Origin of the sequence: Actinomadura mexicana (assembly GCF_900188105.1) — a bacterium.
In the GTDB taxonomy this organism is placed as follows: Bacteria; Actinomycetota; Actinomycetes; order Streptosporangiales; family Streptosporangiaceae; genus Spirillospora; species Spirillospora mexicana.
This window is the reverse complement of sequence record NZ_FZNP01000016.1, coordinates 1-23,920: the sequence shown is the minus strand read 5'-3', so window position 1 is coordinate 23,920 and position 23,920 is coordinate 1. Positions and strand designations below refer to the sequence as shown.

The following is a 23,920-nucleotide window of genomic DNA, read 5'->3' as shown; positions in this document are numbered from 1 at the left end:
TCCATCCGTATCATCCCGCGGGCCGGCTCCCCAGGCCCGAAGATCAGTCGTGCCGCGGGCGCTTGGCCACCAGCGTGAGGACGTCGTACTTGGCGACCGAGGCGCCCTCCTGGTTCGTGACGTCGGTGTCCCAGCGGACCTCGCCGTAGTCGGCGCCCTCGCGCGGCGAGATCTGCTTGGCCGTCAGGGTGACGGTCAGCTCGTCGTCCGGCTTGACGGGCGTGAGGAACCGGAGGTTCTCCAGTCCGTAGTTCGCCAGGACGGGCCCGGGGGACGGCTCCACGAACATCCCGGCCGCGAACGACACGACGAGGTAGCCGTGCGCGACGCGCCCGCCGAAGAACGGGTTCGCCCTGGCGGCGTCCTCGTCCATGTGGGCGTAGAAGGTGTCGCCGGTGAACTCGGCGAAGTGCTCCACGTCGGCGAGGGTGACGACGCGCGGGCCGCCGACGGCGGTGTCGCCGACGCGCAGGTCCTCCAGGTGCTTGCGGAACGGGTGCTCGTCGGTGACGGTCCGGTCGGTGCCGGGGACCCAGCGCCCGGTGATGGAGGTGAGCATCGCGGGCCCGGCCTGGACGGCGGTGCGCCGCATGTGGTGCACGACCCCGCGGATACCGCCCATCTCCTCGCCGCCGCCGGCGCGCCCGGGGCCGCCGTGGACGAGCGGGGGCAGCGGCGAGCCGTGCCCGGTCGACTCCTTGGCGTCCTCGGCGTTCAGCACGAGCAGCCGGCCGTGCCACGGCGCGGCGCCGAGCACCACCTTCCGGGCGAACTCCGCGTCCCCCGTCACGACCGACCCGGCGAGGCTGCCGCGCCCGCGCGCGGCCAGCTCGACCGCCTGCTCGGCGCCCTCGTACGGCATCAGGGTGCTGACCGGGCCGAACGCCTCGACCTCGTGCGGCTCGGCGCGGCCCGCGTCGTCGGCGCGCAGCAGCACCGGGGAGATGAACGCGCCGCGCTCGGCGTCCGCGCCCACGACCTCGACCCGCTCGGGGTCGCCGAACACGACGCGGCCGGCGTCCATGAGGGCCTTCAGGGAGCGCCGCACCTCCTCGCGCTGGTCGAGCGTGGCGAGGGCGCCCATCCGCACGGACGGGTCGGACGGGTTCCCCACCGTGACCTTCGCGAGCCGCTCCCGGACGGCCTCGGCGACGTCGTCCATCAGCGCGGCGGGGACGAGCGCCCGGCGGATCGCCGTGCACTTCTGGCCCGCCTTCACGGTCATCTCCGTGGCGAGCTGCCTGACGTACAGGTCGAACTCCTTCGTGCCGGGCGCCGCGTCCGGCCCGAGGACGGAGCAGTTCAGCGAGTCGGCCTCGGCGTTGAACCGCACCGCGTTCCCCACGATGACGGGATGGGTGCGCAGCAGCCGGGCCGTGGACGCCGACCCGGTGAACCCGACGATGTCCTGCTCGGTGAGGTGGTCGAGGAGGTCGCGCGGCTCGCCGCAGACCATCTGCACCGACCCCTCGGGCAGGATCCCGGCCTCCACGATCAGCTCGACCAGCCGGGCCGTCAGGTAGGCGGTCTGGTCCGCCGGCTTGATCAGGCTCGGCACTCCCGCGAGGAACGCGGGCGCGAACTTCTCCAGCGGGCCCCACACCGGGAAGTTGAACGCGTTGATCTGCACCGCGACGCCGTGCGACGGCGTGCACAGGTGCTGACCGACGAACGTCCCGCCCTTGCCGAGCGGCTCCACGTCGCCCTCGACCAGCACCGTGTCGTTCGGCAGCTCCCGCTTGCCCTTGCTCGCGTAGGCGAACAGGACGCCGATGCCGCCGTCGACGTCGAACTTCGCGTCGTTCAGCGTCGCACCCGTCCTGGCCGACAGGGCGTACAACTCCTCGCGGTGCTCCCGCAGATGGGACGCGAGCGCCTTCAGCAGGGCCGCGCGCTGGTGGAACGTCAGCTCCCTCAGCACCGGGCCGCCGACCGACCGCCCGTACTCCAGGGCCGCGCCCATGTCGACCCCCGCCGAGGAGATCCGGGCGACCTCCTCCCCGGTGACGGCGTCGTGCAACGGCGCCCCCTCCTCCTCCGGGGCACGCCAGGAACCCGACACATAACTGCGCAGCACGACCACGGGGACCTCCTCGTCCAGATCTCAGACCATTCTTGCCACTTCACAGGTCACTTCACCCTCGCAGACATGACAGCCGGGGCATCGATCCTTTGTGTACTCCCGCGCCGCCGCCCGCGCGCCGCTGCGGATCGCGCCTCCTGAAGATCATGGTGCCGATGGCGGCGGACCGGCGGCGCGCTCGGCGGGCCACGTGTCCTGAAATACTCCTGACCATGACCTTTGTGGCAGACAGTGAGCGATATGAGCGCATCCCCTACCGGCGGTGCGGGCGGAGCGGGCTGCGGCTCCCGGCGATCTCGCTGGGCCTGTGGCACAACTTCGGCGACGACCGGCCGCTGGACGTCCAGCGGGCCATCCTGCGGCGCGCGTTCGACCTCGGCGTCACCCACTTCGACCTCGCCAACAACTACGGCCCGCCGTACGGGTCCGCGGAGACCAACTTCGGCCGGATCCTGCGCGAGGACCTCGCCCCGTACCGGGACGAAATCGTCATCTCGACCAAAGCGGGCTACGACATGTGGCCGGGCCCGTACGGCGAGTGGGGGTCGCGCAAGTACGTGCTCGCGAGCCTCGACCAGTCGCTGCGCAGGATGGGCGTCGACTACGTCGACATCTTCTACAGCCACCGCTTCGACCCGGAGACGCCGCTGGAGGAGACGATGGGGGCGCTGGACCGGGCGGTCCGGTCCGGCAAGGCCCTGTACGCGGGGATCTCGTCCTACTCCCCGGAGCGCACCGCCGAGGCGGCGGCGATCCTGCGGGAGATGGGGACCCCGCTGCTGATCCACCAGCCGTCCTACTCGATGCTCAACCGCTGGATCGAGGGCGGACTGCTCGACACCCTCGACCGGGAGGGCGCCGGCTGCATCGCGTTCTCGCCGCTGGCGCAAGGGATGCTGACCGGGAAGTACCTCGACGGCGTCCCGGAGGGGTCCCGGGCGAGCAGGGGCACGTCGCTGTCCACGAGCCTGCTCACCGAGGACAACCTGCGGCACGTCCGGACGCTGAACGCGATCGCCGAGGGGCGCGGGCAGTCGCTCGCCCAGATGGCGCTGGCCTGGTCGCTGCGGGACGGCCGGGTCACCTCGGCGCTGATCGGCGCGAGCAGCGTCGCGCAACTGGAGGAGAACCTCGCCGCCCTCGACCGGCTCGACTTCACCCCGGACGAGCTCGCCGCGATCGACCGGGACGCCGTCGAGGCGGGGATCAACATCTGGGCGGCCTCCAGCGCGGGCTGACCGGCCCGCGGGCCGGGGCGGCGCGTGCATCGACCGGGCGTCACGGGGCACGAGCAGCACATGGAAGAGATGACGCTGACAAGCACCGCGTTCGGCGACCACGCGCTCATGCCCTCGGATCACTCCCACGACAGCGGGGACCTCTCGCCGCCGCTGGAGTGGTCGCCCGCGCCCGAGCGGGTGGTGGAGCTGGCCCTGGCGTGCGAGGACCCCGACGCCCCGTCCGGCACTTTCGCGCACTGGCTGCTCGCCGGGATCGACCCGGCGACCACCGGCCTGGACGCCGGTGAGCGGCCGACCGGCGCCGTCCTCGGGCGCAACGACTACGGCACCGAGGGCTACGGCGGGCCGAAGCCCCCGGTGGGCGACGACCCGCACCGGTACTTCTTCCGGCTGTACGGGCTGGCGGAGCCGTCCGGGCTGCCGGACGGCTTCACCGCCGAGGACCTGCGCGCCGCCGTCGAGGACAAGGTCGTCGCGTCGGGGACGCTCGTCGGCACCTACGCCAGGTGAGCCATGGGCGGCACCGGAACGGACGGGCCGGGGCGGCACGAGCCCGGCGGGAGCGGGCCCGAGCGCAACCAGCCCGAGCGCAGCGAGCCCGAGCGACGGCACGAGCACGACCGGCACGACATCGGCCGGGAGGACCCCGGCTGGCACGGCCCCGGGTCGCACGGGCCGTATCCGCACGAGCAGCCGCGCGGGGACGAGCCGCTGACCGCGCGCAGCCCGCTGCTGCTGCGGGCCGTACTGTCGGCGGTCGCGCTGGTCGGCGCGGTGGCCGCCGCGATCCTGTTCACGGTGAACGCCTCGGGCGGCGGCTCCTGGACCGCGGCGGGCATCTGCGCGGCGGTCGCCGTCATCGCCGCCGCCGACCTGGTGGTGATCGCCCGGCGGGCCCGGCACTGAGCCCGGTGCCCGGTACCGGTGCTCAGTGCCGGTGGTCGAGGGCCGCGGCCGCGGGGTCGGCGAGCAGCCGGCCGATCCGCTCCCGGCTCTGCTCGTCGGTCGGCGTGTAGACGACGAGCCGCGCGTTCAGGGACGCGGTGATGTCCATGCTCGTGGTGCGGGTGCGGATCTCACCGGCGGCGTGGTGCCGGAACACCTTCACGCTCGGCCCGGGCAGCGCCACATCGTGCGACGCCCACAGCCGAGCGAACAAGGGGCTGGCCGCCTGGAGCCGCCGGACCAGTTCCTTCCAGCCCGGCTCGTCCAGGTGCCTGCTGTAGCGGTGCCGGAAGACGGCGACGTGGCCGGGCGCCGCCTCCTCCAGGTTCGCGACCGGGTTGCAGCACGGCGGCAGCGTGAACACCATCCACAGGGAGTTGCGCTCGCACGGCCGGGCCGTCGGCACGTGCGGGAGGATCGCGGAGTAGGCCGAGTTCCAGGCCAGGATGTCCGAGCGGGCGTTGGCGACCGCCGCCGGCATCGGAGCGAGCGCGTCCAGGATGCCCTGGACGTCCTCGGGCAGGCTCCCGGCCTCCTCCTCGACCGCCGCGTCGGGGACGTCGGCCAGCCGGTACAGGTGCTCGCGCTCGGCGCCGTCCAGCCGCAGGGTGCGCGCCACCGCGTCCAGCACCTGGGTGCTGGCGTTGATCGGGCGGCCCTGCTCCAGCCACGTGTACCACGTGACGCCGACCCCGGCGAGTTGGGCGACCTCCTCGCGGCGCAGGCCGGGCGTGCGGCGCCGCAGGCCGGGCGGCATCCCCACGTCCTCGGGGGTGATCCGCTCGCGCCGGCTTCGCAGGAACGCCGCCAGCTCCGTGCGGCGGCGCGGTCCCGCACCACTGCCGTTCCGGCGGGCGGCGGGCGCCGCGGGCACACTCGTCATCGTCACTCCCCCAGCCTGGCCCTGCCCGGCGCCCTCTTCCAGGTGCTGTCAGTACCCGTATCGGCAGGCTCTCGTTACCGGTACCGGTCCGCCCGCATGCTCGTCCCCATGACACAGACAACCGATCTGCGCGGGACCGTTCCCGAACGGGGGTCGCGGAACGGGTCCGGCGGGCTCGCACTCGCCGTCATCCTGCTCGGCCAGTTCATGGCCATCCTCGACGTGAACATCGTCAACGTGGCCCTCCCGACGATGCGCACCGACCTGCGCGCCTCGGGCTCGGGGCTGCAACTGGTCGTGGCGGGCTACATCGTCTCCTACGCGGTGCTGCTGATCACGGGCGCGCGCCTCGGGGCGATCGCGGGCCACCGCCGCCTGTACCACCTCGGCCTCGTGTCGTTCACCGCGGCGTCGCTGGCGTGCGGGCTGGCGCCGTCCACCGGAACGCTGGTGATGTTCCGCTTCCTGCAGGGGGCGGGCGCGGCGCTGCTGACCCCGCAGGTGATGTCGATGATCCAGCGGGACTTCTCCGGAGCGGCCCGGGCGCGGGCGCTCGGCCTGTACTCGGCCGTCATCGCGGGCGGCGTCGTCGTGGGGCAGGCCGCCGGGGGCCTTCTGGTCGGCGCGAACCTGTTCGGCGCCGGCTGGCGGACGGTCTTCCTCGTCAACGTGCCGATCGGCGCCGCCTTGCTGCTCGCCGGGCCGCGCGTGCTGCCCCGCGACGAGACGGCGCGCCGGACACGCCCGCTGCGGACCGAGCTGGACCTGCCGGGACTGCTCACGCTGGCCCCCGCGGTGCTGCTGCTCGTCGTTCCGCTGATCATGGGGCACGAGCTGGGGTGGCCGCCATGGGGCTGGGCGGCGCTGGCCTGCAGCGCCGCGTTCGCCGCGGCCTTCGCCGTCGTGGAGCGGCGCGTGGCGGCCGCCGGCGGACGGCCGCTGGTCTCGCCGCGGGTGCTGCGGGCCCCGCTGCTGGTCCCGGCCTGCGTGGCGATCGTGTTCGCGCCGGCGAGCTGGGGGACGTTCCTGTTCACCACCACCCTGCACCTGCAGGGCGACCTGCGGATGTCGCCGCTGGAGTCGGGGCTGGCGTTCGTGCCGTGCGTCACCGCGTTCGGGCTGGTCGGGCTGAACTGGCAGCGGCTGCCGGCCCGCTGGCACCGGCGCGCGATCCCGGCCGGATTCGCCGTGGCCGGGGCGGGCTACCTGTGCGTCGGGCCCCTCGCCGGAGGCGGCCTCGCCTACGAGGTGCTCACCGTGGTCATCGGGTTCGGGCTCGGGGTGATGCCGATCGTCATGACGACCGCGCTGCAGCACGTCCCGCGCGGCGACGCGGCGGACGCCAGCGGGCTGCTGCTCACGCTGATGCAGCTCGCGCAGGTGATCGGCATCGCCACCGTCGGAACGCTGTTCCTCACGCTGGCCGAGTCCGGCGGGTCGACACGGCACGCCGAGTACGGCACCGGGTGGGCGCTCGCCGGCATGGCGCTGATCGGCGCCCTGTGCGCGCTCTCCCTGACCCGCGCCCGGTCCTCCTCCCTCTCCAGGTAGCCCTGCTCGGGGCGCGGAACGGTCAGTACCGCGCGAGGCGGGTGCGGGCGGCCTCCACCGCGGGCGGGACCGGCCGCCTGGCGCGGGCGAGGGCGGGCAGCGCGCGGGCCGCGTCGGCGAGCCCGGCGCGGCCCTCCCGGCTGGCGAGCGCGGACGCGGCGGTGCGCGCGACCGCGGGGAGCGGGCGGCGCAGCCACGCGGTCAGCACCCGGTTGCGGGCCTGCCTGCGGCGGCGGGCCGCCGGGTCCCGGCCCGTCTCGGACGGATGGTGGTGGACGACCAGTTCCGGCACGTAGGCGAGCCCCCATCCGGCGGCGGCCAGATCGAGGGCGAGCAGCTCCTCCTCGCCGCCGAAGTGCAGGACGTCGGAGAAGCCGCCGGCGTCGAGGAAGGCGTCCCTGCGCATGACGACCGAGCAGGCCAGGAAGCCGAGAACGGCCGGCCCCGGCAGGTCCTCGGGGCGCCCGAGGGGCGAGCGGGCCATCTGCTCGGAGACGGGATCCACCCGCCCCTCCTCCCCCACCAGGACCTTCGCGGCGAGCAGCGCCGTGCGCGGGTGGGCGTCGAGGATCTCGACCGCCCGCTCCAGCGAGCCCGGGGCCCACCAGGAGTCGTCGTCGGCGAAGGCGATGTGGCGGGTGGCGGCGAGCTGGGCCCCCGCGTTGCGGGCCGCCGCGCCCCGGTTGGCCGGAAGCCTCAGCACGGTCGCCCCCGCCGCCTCCGCGACGGCGGCGGTGCCGTCGCGGGAGGCGTTGTCGGCCACGATGACCGGGGCCGTGTGATGGCCGAGGCTGCGGTGCAGTTCCGGGGCGCGGTCGCGGGTCGCGACCACGATCGTCACGTCCGGCATGCGGTGGCCTCCCTAGCTCACGTAGCGGCGTGCCCTGGACTCGCGCTGGGACGCCTCCAGGCGGCGCAGCCGGTCCTCGACGTCGCGGGGCAGCGTCCTGCGCTCGCGGACCACCCAGGCCAGCCCGGCGGCGGCCTCGGCGAGCGCGGCGGCCGTCACGCGGTCGCGCGGCAGGGTGCGCAGCAGGACGGCCGTCCGGCGGGCGGCCGCGGGCAGCGGGCGGCGCAGCCAGGTGAACCACAGGGTGTTGCGGATCCCGTGGCGTCGCCGCAGGTGCGCCTCGCGGACGCGGGAGGGCTCGTGGTGCACGACGACGTCCTCGGCGAAGCACAGTTGCCAGCCGAGCGCCATCAGGTCGGCGCTGAGCAGTTCCTCCTCCCCGCCCAGCCACAGCCGGGGAGAGAACCCGCCCGCCTCGCGGAACGCCTCCGCCCTGACCATGGAGGCCCCCGCCAGGAACGAGCCGAGCGCCGGTCCCGGCAGCCACGGCGGCCCGGGGACGGGCGAGTGCCGCAGCTCCGGCACGATCGGGTCCTCGCGCCCGCCGGGCTCCACCAGGATCCGGCCGGTCACGACGGCGAGCCGCGGGTGCGCGTCCAGGAGGCCGGCGGCGCGCGACGGCGCGTCCGGGTCCCACCAGGTGTCGTCGTCCCAGAACGCGACGTAGGGCGTGCGGACGTGGTCGACGGCGAGGTTGCGCGCGACGGCGCCGAGGTTGCGCGGCGAACGGATCAGGGTGGCCTCCGGGAACTCCTCCGAGACGGCGGCGGCGGACCCGTCGCGGGAGGCGTTGTCCACCACGATGACCGGCGCCCGCTCGGTGAGCGCGCGGGCGGCGGCCAGGACGGTGAGCAGGGAACGCCGCCGGTCCCGGGTGATGACGACGACGGTGTAGCGCATGAACCGGCCAGTACCCCCCGCATTCCCCTATATGTGCGCGGATGCCGCGTCACCTGCACTTTTTATTACCCGCGACTCTGCCGACATCAGCGTTTAACGGCACAGTTTCTCGGCAATGTCCGGAATTACCTATAGGGGATTCCGCTCCGGCCGTCCGTCCCGGGGCGCGGTGCCTAGGACGAAGGCACCCGTCCTCTGCCTTACCGAACGCTGCGCCGAAACGGGGTACTCATGCGCGTGCTCGGAATCAACGCGATCTTCCATGATCCGGCCGCCGCGCTGGTGGCGGACGGCGCCGTCGTCGCCGCGGCCGAGGAGGAGCGCTTCAGCCGCCGCAAGCACGGGAAGCGGCCGGTGCCCTTCTCGGCCTGGGAGACGCCGGAGCAGGCCGCCCGATGGTGCCTGGAGGAGGCCGGACTGGAGCCCGGCGACCTCGACGCCGTCGCCTACTCCTACGATCCCGACCTCGTCGAGCCCGGGCTCGACGGTCACGACGCCCGGTGGGAACGCCTGCGGACGCTCTACGCGCGGCGCGCCCCCGATTTCCTGGCGACCGCTCTGCCGGGGCTCGACCCCGGGACCGTCCGTTACGTCCCGCACCATGTCGCGCACGCCGCCTCCGCCGCGCTCGCCGCGCCGCGGCCCGGCGAGGGCGACGTGCTGGTCCTGGACGGCCGCGGCGAGTCGCACTCGCACCTGGCCGGGACGTACGAGGGAGGCGAGCTGACGCCGCTGCACGCCCAGCGCCTCCCCCACTCGCTCGGGCTCATGTACGAGGACCTCACCGAGCACCTCGGGTTCCTGCGCTCCAGCGACGAGTACAAGGTCATGGCGCTCGCGTCCTACGGCGAGCCGCGCTTCCTGGACGAGCTGCGCGAGCACGTCCGCGCGACCGGGGACGGCGGCTTCGCGGTCGCCCCGATCGACTGGGGCTCCCTGGCGAAGGCCCGCCGGCCCGGCGGCGAGTGGACCCGCGACCACGCCGACCTCGCCGCCGGGGTCCAGACCCGGCTGGAAGAGGTGATCCTCGATCTCGCGGCCTGGCTGCACGGCCGGACCGGCGCCCGGCGCCTGATGCTCGCCGGCGGCGTGGCCCTCAACTGCGTCGCCAACACCCGGCTGGCCGAGGCCGGGCCCTACGACGACATCTGGGTCCAGCCCGCGGCGGGCGACTCCGGGACGGCGCTCGGCGCGGCCCTGCACGTCGCGCGGTCGGGCGGCGACCCGCCGACCGCCATGCCGGGCGCCGGCCTCGGCCGCCGGTGGGACGACGAGGAGATCGCCGCGCGGCTCGACACCGCCGGGATCCCGTACGAGCGGCCGGACGACCTGGCCGCCGCCGTCGCCGGCGCCCTGGCCCGCAACGAGATCGTGGCGTGGTTCCAGGGACGCTCGGAGTTCGGCCCGCGCGCGCTCGGGCACCGCTCCCTGCTCGCCCATCCCGGGCATGCCGGCAACGTCGAGCGCCTCAACGACGTCAAGGGCCGCGAGCAGTTCCGGCCCATCGCGCCGATGGTGGCGCTCGACCGCGCACCCGAGATCTTCGAGGGCCCGCTGCCGAGCCCCTACATGCTGTTCGTGCACCGGGTGAGACCGCGGTGGCGCGACCGGATCCCCGCCGTCGTGCACGTGGACGGCACCGCCCGCGTCCAGACGGTCGACGCCGCGGACGAACCGCTCGTGGCGCGCCTCCTGGAGGAGTTCCGCCGCCGCACCGGGCTGCCGGTCATCGTGAACACCAGCCTGAACACCGCCGGCCGCCCCATGGTCGACGACCCGCGCGACGCGCTGGAGTGCTTCGGCTCGGCGCCGGTCGACCTGCTGGCCATCGGGCCGTTCGTGGTGCGCCGCCGGGAGGTGCGTGCCCGATGAACTGCACCGTCGTCATTCCCACGATCGGCAGGCCGAGCCTGCGCGTCACGCTGCACGCGCTGCTGGCCGCCGGGGAGGACGGCGCGGGCCCCGCGCCGCAAGAGATCATCATCGTGGACGACCGCCCGGCGCCCGGCGCGCCGCTGCCGCTTCCGCCGTCGGCCGGGCCGCGGGTCCGGGTGATCCGCTCCGGGGGCCGCGGGCCCGCCGCCGCGCGCAACGCCGGCTGGCGAGCCGCCACGACCGAGTGGGTCGCGTTCCTGGACGACGACGTCGTTCCCGAGGCGAAGTGGCCCGCCCGGCTCGCGGCCGACCTCGCCGCCCTGCCGCCGGAGGCCGGCGGTTCCCAGGGGCGCGTGACCGTCCCGCCGCCGGAGGGCCGGGCCCCGACGGACTGGGAGCGCGGCACCGCCGGGCTCGCCGGCGCCGACTGGATCACCGCCGACATGGCCTACCGCCGCGTCGTACTGGAAGCGCTCGGCGGCTTCGACGAGCGCTTCCGCCGCGCCTACCGCGAGGACGCGGACCTGGCGCTGCGCGCCATGGACGCGGGGCACGGCCTCGTCCTCGGGGAGCGGCGGCTGGCGCATCCGGTCCGCCCGGCCGGGTTCTGGGCGTCGGTGCGGGCGCAGGCCGGGAACGCCGACGACGTCCTCATGTGGCGCGTGCACGGCCCGTCCTGGCGCCGCCGCGCCGGCGAGGGCCGCGGCCTGCTCCGCCGCCACGTCCTCACCACCGCGGCGGCCCTGCTCGCCCTCGCCGCCCTTCCCGCGGCGGCGCGCGGCCGCCGCGGCGCGGCCGTCGCGCTCACCGCCGCGGGGGCCTGGACGGCGCTCACCGCGAGATTCGCCCACGAGCGGATACGGCCGGGCCCCCGGACGCCGGAAGAGGTCACCAGGATGCTGGTCACCAGCGCCGCCATCCCGCCCGCGGCGGTCTGGCACCGCGTGCGGGGCCTGGCCGTCCACCGGCGGGCGCGGGCGTGGGGCGGGACGCGGGCCGTCCTGTTCGACCGCGACGACACCCTGATCAGGGACGTCCCCTACAACGGGGATCCGGCGCGGGTCGAGCCGATGCCGGGCGCCCGCCGCGCCCTCGACCGGCTGCGGCGGCACGGAGTCCGGATCGGTGTCGTGTCCAACCAGTCCGGGATCGCCAAGGGCCGCGTCACCGCCGGGGACGTGCGGCGCGTCAACGCCCGCGCCGAGGAGCTGCTCGGCCGCGTCGACGTGTGGGAGTTCTGCCCGCACGACGGCGGCGACGGCTGCGGGTGCCGCAAGCCGCGCCCGGGGCTGGTCGAGCGCGCGGCCGAGCGGCTCGGGGTGCCGCCGTCCGACTGCGCGGTCATCGGCGACATCGGCGGCGACATCGAGGCCGCGGCGGCGGCCGGGGCGCGCGGCATCCTCGTCCCGACGGGCCGGACGCTGCGGGCGGAGATCGAGCGGGCGCCGGAGACGGCGCCGACGCTGGAGGCCGCCGTCGACCTGGTCCTCGGCGGAAGGAGGCGCCGATGAGAGTGCTCGTCGCACGGCAGGACAACATCGGCGACGTCCTGCTCGCCGGCCCCGCGGTGCGGGCGGTCGCCGAACGCGCCGACGAACTCGTGCTGCTGTGCGGGCCGCGGGGGCGCGCCGCGGCCGACATGCTGCCCGGCGTCGACCGCGTCATCGAGTGGCGCGCCCCCTGGATCGACCCGGACCCCGTGCCCGTCGAGCAGGCCGACGTCGACCGCCTCGTCCGCGAGCTGAGGGGGTTCGACCGGGCCCTGGTCCTGACCTCGTTCCACCAGTCGCCGCTGCCGCTCGCGCTGCTGCTGCGGCTCGCCGGGACGCCCTGGATCGGCGGCATCAGCGAGGACTACCCGGGGTCGCTGCTGGACCTGCGGCACCGCCCGGACACCGATGTGCCCGAGCCGCTGCGCATGCTCGGCCTCGTCGAGGACGCCGGGTTCCCCGCCCCCGCCGACACCCGGCTGCGGGTCCGCGGCCCGCTGCCCGACATCGACCACCTCACCGGCGGGCCCGGCTACGTGGTGGTGCACCCGGGGACCTCCGTCCCGGCGCGCGCCTGGCCGCCCGGGCACTGCGCCGAGGCTGTGCGGCTGCTCGTCGCCGCGGGACGCCGGGTGGTCGTGACCGGCCACAAGGACGAGAAGGAACTGACGGCGCTGGTCGCCGGGGAGGACGGCCTCGACCTCGGCGGGCGCACCAGCCTGCCCGAGCTCGCGTCGGTGCTGCGCAGCGGCTGCGCCGTCGTCGCCGGCAACACCGGCCCCGCGCACCTGGCGGCGGCCGTCGGGACGCCGGTCGTGTCGCTGTTCGCGCCGACCGTCCCGGCCGCCCGGTGGGCGCCCTTCGGGGTCCCGCTGGCGCTGCTCGGCGACCAGCGGGCGCCGTGCAGGGACAGCCGCGCCCGCGACTGCCCCGTGGACGGCCACCCCTGCCTGTCGTCGGTCGGCCCCGACGAGGTCGCCGCCGCCGTGGAGATCGTGGCGTCGGACGAGATCACGGCGTCGGACGAGGAGGTGCCCGCCCGGTGAGAGTGCTGATGTGGCACGTGCACGGATCGTGGGCGACGTCGTTCGTCCACGGCCCGCAGACCACGCTCGTCCCCGTCACGCCGGACCGGGGCCCGGACGGGAGGGGCCGCCCCGACACCTTCCACTGGCCCGACCGCGCGGTCGAGGTGCCGCCGGAGCGGCTCCGCGACGAGGACGTCGACGCCGTCGTCCTGCAGCGCCCCCGCGAACTGCGGCTCGCCGAGAAGTGGCTCGGGCGCCGCCCCGGACGCGACGTCCCGGCCGTCTACGTCGAGCACGACACGCCGCGCCGGACCCCGTCCGACGTGGGGATGCCGGAGGAGGTCGTCCCCGACAGCCGCCACTTCCTGCACGACCGCTCCGACATCCTCGTCGTGCACGTCACCCACTTCAACCAGCTGTTCTGGAACTGCGGCCGCGCCCCGACCAGGGTCATCGAGCACGGCGTCGTCGACCCCGGCCACCGGTACACCGCCGAGCTGCCGCGCGCCGGCGTCGTCATCAACGACCCGCTGCGCCGCGGGCGCGTCGCCGGCGCCGACCTGCTGGCCGAGCTGGCGGCCGCCGTCCCCGTGGACCTGTTCGGGATGAACGTCTCCGGCGCCCCGGGCAGGCTCGGCATCGCGCACGAGGCGCTCTGGACCTTCGAGGACCTGCCGCAGGCGAGGATGCACGAGGAGCTCGCCCGCCGCCGCGTCTACGTCCACCCCTACCGGTGGACCTCGCTCGGCCTCGCGCTGATCGAGGCCATGATGCTCGGCCTCCCGGTCGTGGCGCTCGCCACCACCGAGGCGGTCGAGGCGGTCCCGCCGGAGGCCGGGGTGCTGTCCACGCGGGTCGCCACCCTGGCCGGCGCCGCGCGAACCCTGGCCGCCGACCCGCCGCGCGCCCGCCAGATGGGGAAGGAGGCGCGGGCGCACGCCGTCGACCGCTACGGGCTCCCGCGGTTCCTGCGCGACTGGCGGCGAACTCTCCAGGAGGTAACGCGATGAAGATAGCCATGATCTCCGAGCACGCCAGCCCCCTCGCCGCCGGGAGCGGCCCCGCCGGGACGGGGCTGGGCGGAGCGGACGGCGGCGGGCAGAACGTGTTCGTCGCGGAACTGGCCGCCGAACTCGGCGCGCAGGGGCACGTCGTCACCGTCTACACCCGCCGGGACGCGGCCGCGCTGCCCGAGCGGGTCGGGTTCGCGCCCGGCGTGACCGTGGAGCACGTCCCGGCGGGCCCGGCCGGGCCCATCGCCAAGGACGACCTGCTGCCGTGGATGCACGACTTCGGGAGGTACCTGGGGCGGCGCTGGGCCGCGGACCCGCCCGACGTCGCGCACGCCCACTTCTGGATGAGCGGCCTCGCGGCCGTCCAGGCGGCGCAGGCGGCGGGGGCCCGGCGCGTCCCCGTCGTGCAGACCTACCACGCGCTCGGCACCGTCAAGCGGCGCCACCAGGGCGACGGCGACACCAGCCCCGCCTCCCGCGTCCGGCTGGAGCGCGCGCTCGGGCGCGCCGCCGACGCCGTCGTCGCCACCTGCTCGGACGAGACCGCCGAGCTGACCGCGATGGGCGTCCCCCGCGACCGCGTCCGCGTGGTGCCGTGCGGGGTCGACCTGGACCTCTTCTCGCCCGGGGGTCCCGCCCGCGGCGGGCGCGGACGGCCCCGGCTCGTGGTGCTGTCGCGGCTCGTCGAACGCAAGGGCGTCGACACCGCCATCCGCGCGCTGGCGCATCTGCCGGACGCCGAGCTGCTGGTCGCGGGCGGGCCGCCCCGCGACGGCCTCGACGGCGACCCCGAGGTGCGCAGGCTGCGGCGGGTGGCGGCGGACGCGAACGCGGCCGGGCGGGTGGAGTTCCTCGGCCGGCTCGGCCGCGACGAGGTCCCGCCGCTGCTGCGCTCGGCGAGCCTCGTCGTCACCCTGCCCTGGTACGAGCCGTTCGGCATGGTGCCGCTGGAGGCGATGGCCTGCGGCGTCCCGGTGGTGGCGACCGCCGTCGGAGGGCACCTCGACACCGTCGTGGACGGCGTCACCGGCGTCGTCGTCCCGCCGCGCGACCCGGAGAAGGCCGCCCGGGCGATCCGGCGGCTGCTGGACGATCCGGCCGAGCGCGCCGCGATGGGGCGCGCGGGCGGCGGGCGGGCGCGTGCACACTACTCGTGGGCCCGGGTCGCCGCCGGCACCGCCGAGGTCTACCGGCACGCCGCCGCGCTGAGCGGGGTGGCGGCCTGATGACCGCGCAGCCCGGGACCCGGACCCGCACCTCCACCGTCCACGACCGGCGGCTGGAGGCGCTCGCGGAGGCGGCGCTGCTGTTCCGCGAGCAGGTCCCCACCGTGCAGGCGTGGGGCCTGCGCCTGGCCGGCGTCCTGCGCGCCGGGGGCCGCCTGCTGGCCTGCGGCAACGGCGGCAGCGCCGCGGAGGCGCAGCATCTGACGGCCGAGCTCGTCGGCCGGTTCGAGGACGAGCGCCGGCCGCTGTCGGCGATCCCGCTGCACGGCGACACCTCGTCGCTCACGGCGATCGGCAACGACTACGGCGCGGCCACCGTGTTCGAGCGGCAGGTGCAGGCGCACGGCCGCCCCGGGGACGTGCTGGTGTGCCTGTCGACCAGCGGGCGCAGCCCCAACGTGATCGCGGCGGCGCGGCGGGCCCGGGGGCTCGGGCTCGCGGCCTGGGCGGTCACCGGGCCGGGCCCGAACCCGCTGGCCGAGGCGTGCGACGACGCGATCACCGTGCGGGCGGCCTCGACCTCGACCGTCCAGGAGATCCACCTCGCCGCGATCCACCTGCTGTGCGGGGCGGTCGACGACGCGCTGGGGGTGCGCCATGCCTGAGCGGGACCCTCGCGGGAGGGAGGGGCCATGACGGCGCCACTGGTCGTGGTGGGCGACGTCCTGCTCGACGTCGACGTCGTCGGCAGCAGCAGCCGGCTCTGCCCGGACGCGCCCGTCCCCGTCGTCGAGCAGGCCGAGGAGCGGCCCCGTCCCGGCGGCGCGGGCCTCGCGGCGCTGCTCGCCGCGGCGGGCGGCCGCGAGGTGGTGCTCGTCACCGCGCTCGCCGACGACGACCCGGGCCGGCGGCTGCGCGCGATGCTGGAGCGGCACGTGGAGGTGGCGGCGCTCCACCTGCACGGCGGGACGCCCTGCAAGCTGCGCATCCGGTCCGGCGGCCACTCGGTGGCGCGCCTGGACGCCGGGGACGGGCAGGCCCTGGACGGGCCCGTCGGCCCCCGCGTCGCCGAGGCGATCGCCGGGGCGGGCGCCGTGCTGGTCTCCGACTACGGCCGCGGCGTCTCCCGGCACCGCGCCGTCCGGTCCCTGCTCGGCGAACTGCCCCCGAGCGTCCCCGTCGTGTGGGATCCGCACCCGCGCGGCGAGCCGCCGGTGCCGGGGGTCCGGCTGCTCACCCCGAACGAGGAGGAGGCCGCCCGGCTCGCCGCGGCCGACGGCGCCGACATCACCGGGTTCGGACTGTCGGCCGCCGGGCGGCGCGGCCGCCACCTCGGCCGGTCCTGGGGCATCGAAGGCGTCGCGATCACGCTGGGCGCCGAGGGCGCGCTGCTGTGCGACGGGTCCGAGGCCCCGTTCCTCGCGCCCGCCCGGCCCGCCCGCGGCGACTCGTGCGGCGCGGGCGACAGCTTCGCCGCCGGCGCCGTCGGCGCGCTCGCCGACGGCGCGGACCTGGCCGCTGCCGTCACCGAGGGCGTCGACCGGGCGTCGGAGTTCGTCCACGCCGGCGCCGCCGCGGCCGTCGCGGCGCAGCTCGCCGAGTGCGGCACGGCCCGGCTCGTCCCCGAGCGCGGCGAGGACGCCTGGGACGTCGTCGAGCGGACGCGGCGGGCGGGCGGCACGGTGGTGGCCACCGGCGGCTGCTTCGACCTGCTGCACGCGGGCCATGTCAGCCTGCTGCAGCAGGCGCGCAGGCTCGGCGACTGCCTGATCGTCTGCGTCAACTCCGACGCGTCGGTCCGGCGCCGCAAGGGGCCGTCCCGCCCGGTGACGCCCGCCGCGGACCGCGTCCGGGTGCTGGAGGCGCTCAGCGACGTCGACGCCGCGCTGGTGTTCGACGACGACACCCCGGCGCCGCTCCTGGAGCGCCTGCGCCCCGACGTGTGGGTCAAGGGCGCCGACTACGCCGGGGCGGCCCTGCCCGAGGCCGAGACCGTCCGGTCCCACAACGGCGAGGTGGTCCTGCTGCCCCTCCTGGAAGGGCGCTCCACCACGCGCCTGCTGTCGACCACGAAGGGAAACGCGTCATGAACGTTCTCATCACCGGCGGCGCTTCCGGACTCGGCGCGGCCGTCGCGCGGAGGGTCGCCGACGACGGCGGGCGGCCCCTGGTCCTCGACCGGCACCCTCCGAAGGAGGACTTCGAGCACATGCAGGCCGACCTCGCCGACCGCCGGTGCGCCGAGCGCGCCGTGCACTGCCTGGCGCGCGCCGCCGGCGGGCTCGACGCCGTCGTCACCGCCGCCGGCATCGACGCCTGCGGGACCCTGTGCGAGGTCCCCGCCGAGGACTGGGAGCGGGTCGTCCAGGTGAACCTGCTCGGCACCGCCGCCGTCGTGCGCGCCGCGCTTCCGTACCTGGAGAACGAGCCGCACGGGCGGGTCGTCACGGTCGCCTCCACTCTGGCGTTCCGCGCCGTGGGCGACGCGACCGCGTACTGCGCGTCCAAGTTCGGCGTCGTCGGCTTCACGCGGGCGCTCGCCGCCGAGACGGCCGGGAAGGTCGCCGTCACCATGGTGGTGCCGGGCGGGATGGACACCGCGTTCTTCGACGGCCGGCCCGACCGGTACAAGCCCGGGGCCGACGCCGAGCTGAACCCCCCCGAGAACGTGGCCGCGACCATCGCGTTCGCGCTCGCCCAGCCGGCCGGCTGCGAGGTGCGCGAACTGGTCGTCTGCCCCTCCCGAGAGCCGTCGTGGCCGTGACCGCCGCCCCCGCGGCGCGCAGGGCGCTGGTGCTGCGGGCACTCGGCCTCGGCGATCTGCTGACCGCGGTCCCGGCGCTGCGGGCGCTGCGGCGCGGGATGCCCGGGGCGCGGATCACGCTCGCCGCGCCGCCGGCGCTCGCGCCGCTCGCCCGCACGAGCGGCGCGGTCGACGACGTGCTGCCGACGGACGGCCTGGATGCTCCGCTGCCGCCCGCCGGTCCCGTGGACGCGGCGGTCAACCTGCACGGACGGGGCCCGCGGAGCCACCGGCTCCTCGCGGCTCTGGAGCCGGGCCGGCTGCTGGCGTTCGCCTGCCCCGGCGCGCGGCACGCCGGCGGCCCCGCCTGGGACCCGGGCGAGCACGAGGTGGCCCGCTGGTGCCGGCTGGTCGCGGCCTACGGTTTCGACGCCGACCCCGGGGACCTCGACCTGCCGGTCCCGGCAGCGGCCTCGCCCGCGCCCGGCGCCGTCGTCGTCCATCCCGGGGCGGGGTTCCCGGCGCGCCGCTGGCCTCCCGAGCGGTTCGCGGCCGTCGCGGCGGCGCTGCGCGACGGCGGGGAGCGCGTGGTCGTCACCGGCGGCCCCGGCGAGGCGTGCCTCGCGCGGCGCGTCGTGGGGCTCGCCGGGCTCGGCCGGGCCGCCGACCTGTCCGGCCTCACCCCGCTGCCCGGGCTGGCCGCGCTCGTCGCGGGCGCCCGGCTGGTCGTCTGCGGCGACACCGGGGTCGCGCACCTCGCGACCGCCTACCGCACACCGTCGGTGCTGCTGTTCGGCCCGACTCCGCCCGGCCGGTGGGGGCCTCCGGACCGCGCCGAGCACCACGTCCTGTGGGCGGGACGCCGCGGCGACCCGCACGGACGCGAGCCCTGTCCCGGGCTGCTGGAGATCACAGCGGACGAGGCCGTCGAGGCCGCCGGGAGGGCACTGGCCCACCCGAACCGATGAGGGGGACAAGATGAGACATCCACGCGCCGTCGTCACCGGGGGTTCCGGCTTCCTCGGCTCGCACCTGTGCGAGGCGCTGCTCGCCGAGGGCCTCTCGGTGGTGTGCCTGGACAACCTGCTGACCGGGACCTCCCGCAACATCGCCCATCTCGCCGGGCGGCGGGACTTCCGCTTCCTCAAGCGCGACCTCACCGAGCCGGTGAACGTCCCCGGCGGCGTCGGCCACGTCTTCCACCTGGCGTCGGCGGCTTCCCCCGCCGACTACCTGCGGTACCCCATCCAGACGCTGGAGGTCGGCAGCCAGGGCACCCGCAACGCGCTGGACCTCGCCGAGGCCAAGGGCGCCCGCTTCGTCCTCGCCTCCACCTCCGAGGTGTACGGCGACCCGCTGGTGCACCCGCAGCCCGAGTCGTACTGGGGCAACGTCAACCCGGTCGGGCCGCGCAGCGTGTACGACGAGGCGAAGCGGTTCGGCGAGGCGCTGACGTCGGCGTTCCGACACTCCCGCGGCCTCGACGCCGCGATCGTGCGGATCTTCAACAGCTACGGCCCCCGGATGCGGCCGGACGACGGCCGCGCGATCCCGACGTTCCTGCGGCAGGCGCTGACCGGCGAGGACCTCACGGTCACCGGCGACGGCTCGCAGACGCGGTCGATCTGCCACGTGGACGACACCGTCCGGGGCATCGTCGCGCTGGCCTTCGCCGACCACCCCGGGCCGGTGAACATCGGCAGCCCCTACGAGATCTCCATGGCCGACCTCGCGCGGCTGGTCATCGGCCTGACGGGGTCGCCGTCCCGCGTGCGGTTCATCGACCGCCCGGAGGACGACCCGCGCGTCCGGCGCCCCGACACCGCACTGGCCGAGGACGTGCTCGGCTGGCGCCCGCGGATCTCCATCGAGGAGGGCCTGCGGAGCACGCTCGAATGGTTCGCCAGGGAACTGCCGGTCGCACGGCCCGCCTGAGCGCCGGCCCACGGCGGGCACCTCCCGGCATGCCGGACCGCTAACGCACGCCGAGGACGTCCATCAGCCCGCCGATCAGCGCGCCGTCCGCCGGATGCGCGGGGGCCCGCCCGGCGCCCTCGGGCGACAGGCACCACCTCCACCACCGGTCGAGTTCCGCCGCGTCCAGGACCCGCTCGCCGGGCGGCGCCGCGGGCGGTGTCACCACGGCGGGCCACGACCAGGCCCGCGCCTGCGCGGTCACCTTCGCGCCGCCGCCGACCGGGTCCACGGCCAGCGCGGGGATCCCGTTCTTCAGGGCCAGGACGAGGCCGTGCAGCCGCGTCGTGACCACCACGTCGAGCCTGCGCAGCACCGACTCCAGCTCGGCCGCCGTCGTGAACAGGCGCCAGTCGCGCGGATCGAGCCGCGTGTCCAGTGGCAGCCGCGCGCAGTCGCGTGCGGCGAGCCAGCCGGCCAGTTCCCGCTCGACGCGGTCGTGGCGCCGCCGGTCGCCGTACTCGGCCTGGCCGGGCGCGAGCAGGACCCCGGCCACGGGCACCGAGGGCGTCGCGGGCAGGGCGGCCAAGTCCCGCCGCGGCGTTCCGGCAGGCGCGTCCCGCGCAAGGACGGCGTGGAACCCGGTCGCCGCGGGGTCGGCCGGATCGATGACCGACACTCCCACGGCGACGCGCGTGCAGCGCGCGTACCGGCGGTGGAGCTCCTCGACCTGCCGGCCGTGGACCGGCCCGCAGGCGAACACCAGGTGGGTGTAGGACGCGGGGTCCGCCCGGTCGAGGTCCAGGCCGCCCGGCCGGAAGACCGGGCTCCACGCCAGGTGGCAGTCGATCCCGGCCCCGGTCAGCGCCGCGCGCACGGCCTCCATCGCCAGGACGTCGCCCGCCGTCGCCTCACCGTGCAGGAAGCTCGGCCATCCCGTCACCAGCACGCGCATCCCCAAGCCGCCTTCCCCCGCCTCGGCCCCCGCCGGGTGCTCCTCCCAGGACGCCGAAGAGACGCCCTGCGGCGCTGCTACCCGCCCCCGTCCGTCCCATGTCCGGGCCAGGTGTGCCCCGTGGCGGAAGGAGGCGGTTCCCACACGGTGACAGTCCAGACACCCAGCGGTTTACCGAGATGCCCGCTTGGGCAGAGTCCTGGCGCGGCCCACTCGCCAGCTCGGAGCCAAGTGCCCCGAACTGCGAGCCTGGGCCGCGCCAGCTCTCACCCGGCGACGGCCTGGGCGATCGCCATCCCGCAGTACGCGGCGCCGAGCCCCGCGACGATGCCGGCCCCCGCGTTGGCCACGGCGTAGAAGCGCGTCCCCTCCTCGGCGAGGCGCAGGGTCTCGTAGCCGAAGGTGGAGTACGTGCTCAGGGCGCCGCAGAAACCCGTCCCGGCGAAGGCCATCACGCCGTCGTGCGCGGGCAGCGCCGCCAGCAGGCCCAGAGTGAACGACCCCGCGATGTTGACGGTGAACGTCCCCCACGGGAACACCGAGTCGTGCCGGGCCTGGACGGCGCGGTCGGTGAGGTAGCGCAGCGGAGCACCGAGCGCGGCGCCCAGCGCGATCAGCACGATGGTCATTCGCCGTTCGCCCCGCTCCGCTCGGTGCACCGGGTCCGCGCGACCGCTTCGCGGCGGCCCGGCCGGGCCAGCAGCCGGGTCGCCCGGACGCCCGCGTAGACCGCCGTGAGCGCGGCCGCGAGCGTCCCGGCGAGGTAGGCCAGGCCGACCAGGGGCGCGCCGTGGTCCACCATCTCCTGGACGTCGACGACATAGGTCGAGAACGTGGTGAAGCCGCCGAGCACCCCCACCCCGAGGAACGGGCGCACGAGCCGGTGCGCCCTCCACGTCTCGGTGATGAGGACCATCAGCACCCCGATCAGGAGGCACCCCGAGACGTTCACCCAGAAGACGGCCCACGGGAACTCCCCCGCACGGTGGGGGAACGCGGTGCCGAGCCCGTACCGCGCCAGCGCCCCCAGGGCCCCGCCGGCCGCGATCGCCGCCAGAACCCCCCACGGCCCTTCGCGCAGCTCGGACCGCTGCCTCGGAACATGCAGATCGACATCGGAATCGACAGGACGGCCGTTCACGGGCGCACACTCCTACCAGTAGCCACGACGCACTCACCGGTAGGGACCGTTGGCGGAGGTTTCCGCGGTTCGCCGTCCAGGCACGGCGGGCCCCACCGCCGTTCCCCGTCTCCAGGTCGTTTCGAGCCTACCGGCACCGTGTGACCTGAGCTTCCCAGGGTAGTGAGACGGGACCAAACGATCCTCCTACCCTCACCAGCCCCGCTGGAAGGGAGCGCGTATGCCGTGGGCGGAGTCCACCGGCCGGTTCGACGACGGACAGACCGAGACGCTTCTCAAGGAGATGAACCGGCTCCAGGTGACCGACCCCCGGCGGGAGCGGTTGCGCGAACGTATCGTCGCCCTGCACAAGCCCCTGGTCCGCAGCGTGGCGCGCCGCTACGCCAACCGGGGGGAGCCGCAGGACGACCTCCAGCAGGTCGCCTACCTGGGCCTGGTCAAAGCCATCAACCGTTTCGATCCCGCGGTCGGGGACCGGTTCGTCACCTACGCCTACCCGGTGGTCACCGGCGAGGTGAAGCGGCACTTCCGCGACAAGACGTGGGGCATCCGGGTGTCGCGCCGCATCCAGGAGCTGCGGCCGGTCCTGCACCGGACCGTCCAGGACTTCACCCGCGAGCACGGCCGCTCCCCCACCACCGCGGAGACCGCGGCGCTCATGGGCGTCACCGAGGACGAGGCGGTCGAGGTCATCATCGCCTGCGACGCCTACCGCCCGCTGTCGCTGGAGGCGCCGGCCGACGGGTCCCCGGACGGCGAGGCCGGCACCGTCGGCGAGTACCTCGGCTCCGAGGACCCGGCGCTGGAGGCCTTCATCGACGGCCACGCCCTCAGGCCCCTCATCGACGGCCTGCCCGAACGCGAGCGCACGATCCTGCTGCTGCGGTTCTTCGGCAACAAGACGCAGACGCAGATCGCCGAGCAGATCGGACTGTCCCAGATGCACGTCTCCCGGCTGATCCGCGCGACCCTGGACCGGCTCCGCTCCGGCCTGCTGGCGGAACGGTGACCGCCCGCGCCCGGCCCGTCAGGGCCTCGGCAGCGCGCACGCCCCGCCCAGCACGATGTCGTTGCCCCGGCCCAGGCACCGGGCGAGCAGGTACGTCTGCTGCCCGTAGTGGATGCCCTGCCGGACGGTGACCTTCCCGGCGCGGTCGACCTCGCACGGGTTGTTGAGCGTGCAGCGCTCGCCGTCGTCGTTGCCGGTGTTGTTGATGCCGGCGACCTGGTGCGTCCGGGCGTCGATGACCGGCGATCCGGACGTCCCGTGGACGGTCCGGCATTCCGGTCTGTAGCGGATGGAGTCCTTCCACGTCCAGTCCGCCTCGCGCAGCCGGTAGACGGTCGCGTCGGTCGTGCAGCCGTAGATCCTCCGCCAGTAGCCGGACACGATCCGGATCGGCGTCCCGTCGTGCGGCCTGGCCGTCGACAGGCGCAGCGCGGGGATCCCGTAGCGCCTCTGGATCGCCGCGTAGGTCGTGCTGAGCCGGTACACCGTCACGTCGGTGTCGGTCATCGTGGCGTACTCGACCCTCGTGGCCTGGAGGGTGCCGAGGTTCCGGCCGCCCGTCCGGTCGAGGAGCGTGAACGTCCGGGACGACCTCCGGTCCACGATCACCTCGCCGGCCCCCGGCATGCCCGACTCCAGGCAGTGGCCGTTGGTCAGCACCAGCGCGGCGTCGGTGTCCCGCGACCGCGGCCCGCGCACGAGGGACCCCGAGCAGTTGCTCAGCGCGACGATCCCGGTGAAGTCGACCGCCGCCCGCTGGGCGCGCGGCGCCTGCGGCTGGGCGGGTGCGGCCCGCACGGGACCGGCGGCGAGCACGCCGGCGCCCGCGAAGGCGAGCGTCCCGGCGGCGGTGAGGGCGGCTGCGGCGATGCGGCTGGGCATGCGGATCCTCTCGGGCGGGCCGGCGGCGGAGAGCGCCCCGGCCGGGACGGCGCTGACTCGGCGGATGCTAGATCAATGGATTCCCGCTGAGAAGCACCGCCGCCCTTCCCCGCGTGGCACCCTTCTCAGTCGACCTCCACCCAGCCGTAAGTGCGCTCGACTGCCTTTTTCCAGCCTGCGTAGCCTTGTTGGCGTTGGTCGTTGTTCCAGGTGGGTTGCCAGCGTTTGTCTTCGTTCCAGTTCTGGCGGAG

The 23,920-nt window shown here is 75.5% G+C and carries 23 protein-coding genes; 15 read left to right on the top strand and 8 right to left on the bottom strand.

Features of this window, described 5'->3' with window-relative positions; genetic code table 11:
* Positions 1-43: 43 nt before the first annotated feature.
* The gene (gene paaZ / locus CHC11_RS31980) at positions 44-2,083 is read right to left on the bottom strand and encodes a phenylacetic acid degradation bifunctional protein PaaZ (RefSeq protein WP_089315596.1); all 2,040 of its coding nucleotides are present in this window, start codon (positions 2,081-2,083) and stop codon (positions 44-46) included.
* Positions 2,084-2,295: 212 nt separating this feature from the next.
* Here paaZ and mgrA point away from each other — a divergent pair, with 212 nt between their 5' ends.
* The 3 genes from mgrA to CHC11_RS42220 all read left to right on the top strand — a co-directional run bounded on the left by mgrA (position 2,296) and on the right by CHC11_RS42220 (position 4,230).
* Entirely contained in the window at positions 2,296-3,321 is a 1,026-nt protein-coding gene (gene mgrA, locus CHC11_RS31975) for an L-glyceraldehyde 3-phosphate reductase (protein ID WP_089315595.1), read from the top strand.
* Between the two features lie 69 nt (positions 3,322-3,390).
* Positions 3,391-3,834, top strand: a complete 444-nt coding sequence (locus CHC11_RS31970; RefSeq protein WP_245920032.1) for a YbhB/YbcL family Raf kinase inhibitor-like protein — start codon at positions 3,391-3,393, stop codon at positions 3,832-3,834.
* A gap of 3 nt (positions 3,835-3,837) precedes the next feature.
* Positions 3,838-4,230 carry a DUF6343 family protein gene (locus CHC11_RS42220; RefSeq protein ID WP_218826338.1) on the top strand — a complete coding sequence of 131 codons (393 nt, stop codon included), beginning with the start codon at positions 3,838-3,840 and terminating at the stop codon, positions 4,228-4,230.
* Between the two features lie 22 nt (positions 4,231-4,252).
* On the opposite strand, the gene CHC11_RS31960 is transcribed toward CHC11_RS42220, so the two are convergent.
* Entirely contained in the window at positions 4,253-5,152 is a 900-nt protein-coding gene (locus CHC11_RS31960; protein WP_089315722.1) for a helix-turn-helix transcriptional regulator, read from the bottom strand.
* Positions 5,153-5,260: 108 nt separating this feature from the next.
* Between CHC11_RS31960 and CHC11_RS31955 the strand changes: the two genes are divergently transcribed.
* Positions 5,261-6,703, top strand: coding sequence for an MFS transporter (locus CHC11_RS31955; RefSeq protein WP_089315721.1), 1,443 nt, complete (start codon positions 5,261-5,263; stop codon positions 6,701-6,703).
* Positions 6,704-6,725: 22 nt separating this feature from the next.
* On the opposite strand, the gene CHC11_RS31950 is transcribed toward CHC11_RS31955, so the two are convergent.
* Positions 6,726-7,553 carry a glycosyltransferase family 2 protein gene (locus tag CHC11_RS31950; RefSeq protein ID WP_089315593.1) on the bottom strand — a complete coding sequence of 276 codons (828 nt, stop codon included), beginning with the start codon at positions 7,551-7,553 and terminating at the stop codon, positions 6,726-6,728.
* Positions 7,554-7,565: 12 nt separating this feature from the next.
* Complete coding sequence (locus CHC11_RS31945; RefSeq protein WP_089315592.1) at positions 7,566-8,453, bottom strand: glycosyltransferase family 2 protein; 888 nt, start codon at positions 8,451-8,453, stop codon at positions 7,566-7,568.
* Between the two features lie 231 nt (positions 8,454-8,684).
* On the opposite strand from CHC11_RS31945, the gene CHC11_RS31940 reads away from it, so the two are divergent.
* Genes CHC11_RS31940 through CHC11_RS31895 form a run of 10 tightly spaced genes read left to right on the top strand, consistent with a single transcriptional unit; the run spans position 8,685 to position 19,703 of the window.
* Complete coding sequence (locus CHC11_RS31940; RefSeq protein ID WP_089315591.1) at positions 8,685-10,325, top strand: carbamoyltransferase family protein; 1,641 nt, start codon at positions 8,685-8,687, stop codon at positions 10,323-10,325.
* Positions 10,322-11,839: an HAD-IIIA family hydrolase gene (locus CHC11_RS31935; RefSeq protein ID WP_089315590.1), complete on the top strand. Its 1,518-nt coding sequence runs from the start codon at positions 10,322-10,324 to the stop codon at positions 11,837-11,839. Before CHC11_RS31940 ends, CHC11_RS31935 begins: the two co-directional genes overlap by 4 nt.
* Positions 11,836-12,864, top strand: coding sequence for a glycosyltransferase family 9 protein (locus CHC11_RS31930; protein WP_089315589.1), 1,029 nt, complete (start codon positions 11,836-11,838; stop codon positions 12,862-12,864). Before CHC11_RS31935 ends, CHC11_RS31930 begins: the two co-directional genes overlap by 4 nt.
* Positions 12,861-13,856 carry a glycosyltransferase gene (locus CHC11_RS31925; protein WP_245920030.1) on the top strand — a complete coding sequence of 332 codons (996 nt, stop codon included), beginning with the start codon at positions 12,861-12,863 and terminating at the stop codon, positions 13,854-13,856. Before CHC11_RS31930 ends, CHC11_RS31925 begins: the two co-directional genes overlap by 4 nt.
* Positions 13,853-15,085: a glycosyltransferase gene (locus CHC11_RS31920; protein ID WP_089315588.1), complete on the top strand. Its 1,233-nt coding sequence runs from the start codon at positions 13,853-13,855 to the stop codon at positions 15,083-15,085. The genes CHC11_RS31925 and CHC11_RS31920 overlap by 4 nt, the downstream gene beginning before the upstream one ends.
* Positions 15,085-15,690, top strand: a complete 606-nt coding sequence (locus tag CHC11_RS31915; protein WP_089315587.1) for a D-sedoheptulose-7-phosphate isomerase — start codon at positions 15,085-15,087, stop codon at positions 15,688-15,690. Before CHC11_RS31920 ends, CHC11_RS31915 begins: the two co-directional genes overlap by 1 nt.
* A 27-nt stretch (positions 15,691-15,717) precedes the next feature.
* The gene (locus CHC11_RS31910) at positions 15,718-17,115 is read left to right on the top strand and encodes a PfkB family carbohydrate kinase (RefSeq protein WP_089315586.1); all 1,398 of its coding nucleotides are present in this window, start codon (positions 15,718-15,720) and stop codon (positions 17,113-17,115) included.
* Entirely contained in the window at positions 17,112-17,789 is a 678-nt protein-coding gene (locus CHC11_RS31905; RefSeq protein ID WP_089315585.1) for an SDR family oxidoreductase, read from the top strand. The genes CHC11_RS31910 and CHC11_RS31905 overlap by 4 nt, the downstream gene beginning before the upstream one ends.
* Entirely contained in the window at positions 17,780-18,736 is a 957-nt protein-coding gene (locus CHC11_RS31900; RefSeq protein ID WP_245920028.1) for a glycosyltransferase family 9 protein, read from the top strand. The genes CHC11_RS31905 and CHC11_RS31900 overlap by 10 nt, the downstream gene beginning before the upstream one ends.
* Before the next feature lie 10 nt (positions 18,737-18,746).
* Positions 18,747-19,703, top strand: coding sequence for an NAD-dependent epimerase/dehydratase family protein (locus tag CHC11_RS31895; protein ID WP_089315584.1), 957 nt, complete (start codon positions 18,747-18,749; stop codon positions 19,701-19,703).
* A 40-nt stretch (positions 19,704-19,743) separates the two neighbouring features.
* Here the strand turns inward: CHC11_RS31895 and CHC11_RS31890 are convergent, their stop codons facing one another.
* The 3 genes from CHC11_RS31890 to crcB form a co-directional block, all read right to left on the bottom strand.
* Positions 19,744-20,637, bottom strand: a complete 894-nt coding sequence (locus tag CHC11_RS31890) for a polysaccharide pyruvyl transferase family protein (protein ID WP_089315583.1) — start codon at positions 20,635-20,637, stop codon at positions 19,744-19,746.
* 266 nt (positions 20,638-20,903) lie between these two features.
* Complete coding sequence (locus CHC11_RS31885; protein ID WP_089315582.1) at positions 20,904-21,266, bottom strand: fluoride efflux transporter FluC; 363 nt, start codon at positions 21,264-21,266, stop codon at positions 20,904-20,906.
* The gene (gene crcB / locus CHC11_RS31880; RefSeq protein ID WP_089315581.1) at positions 21,263-21,778 is read right to left on the bottom strand and encodes a fluoride efflux transporter CrcB; all 516 of its coding nucleotides are present in this window, start codon (positions 21,776-21,778) and stop codon (positions 21,263-21,265) included. The genes CHC11_RS31885 and crcB overlap by 4 nt, the downstream gene beginning before the upstream one ends.
* A gap of 220 nt (positions 21,779-21,998) precedes the next feature.
* Between crcB and CHC11_RS31875 the strand changes: the two genes are divergently transcribed.
* Positions 21,999-22,787, top strand: coding sequence for a SigB/SigF/SigG family RNA polymerase sigma factor (locus CHC11_RS31875; protein WP_089315580.1), 789 nt, complete (start codon positions 21,999-22,001; stop codon positions 22,785-22,787).
* 18 nt (positions 22,788-22,805) lie between these two features.
* Here CHC11_RS31875 and CHC11_RS31870 read toward each other — a convergent pair whose 3' ends face one another.
* Positions 22,806-23,669 carry a S1 family peptidase gene (locus CHC11_RS31870; protein ID WP_089315579.1) on the bottom strand — a complete coding sequence of 288 codons (864 nt, stop codon included), beginning with the start codon at positions 23,667-23,669 and terminating at the stop codon, positions 22,806-22,808.
* Positions 23,670-23,920 lie beyond the last annotated feature (251 nt).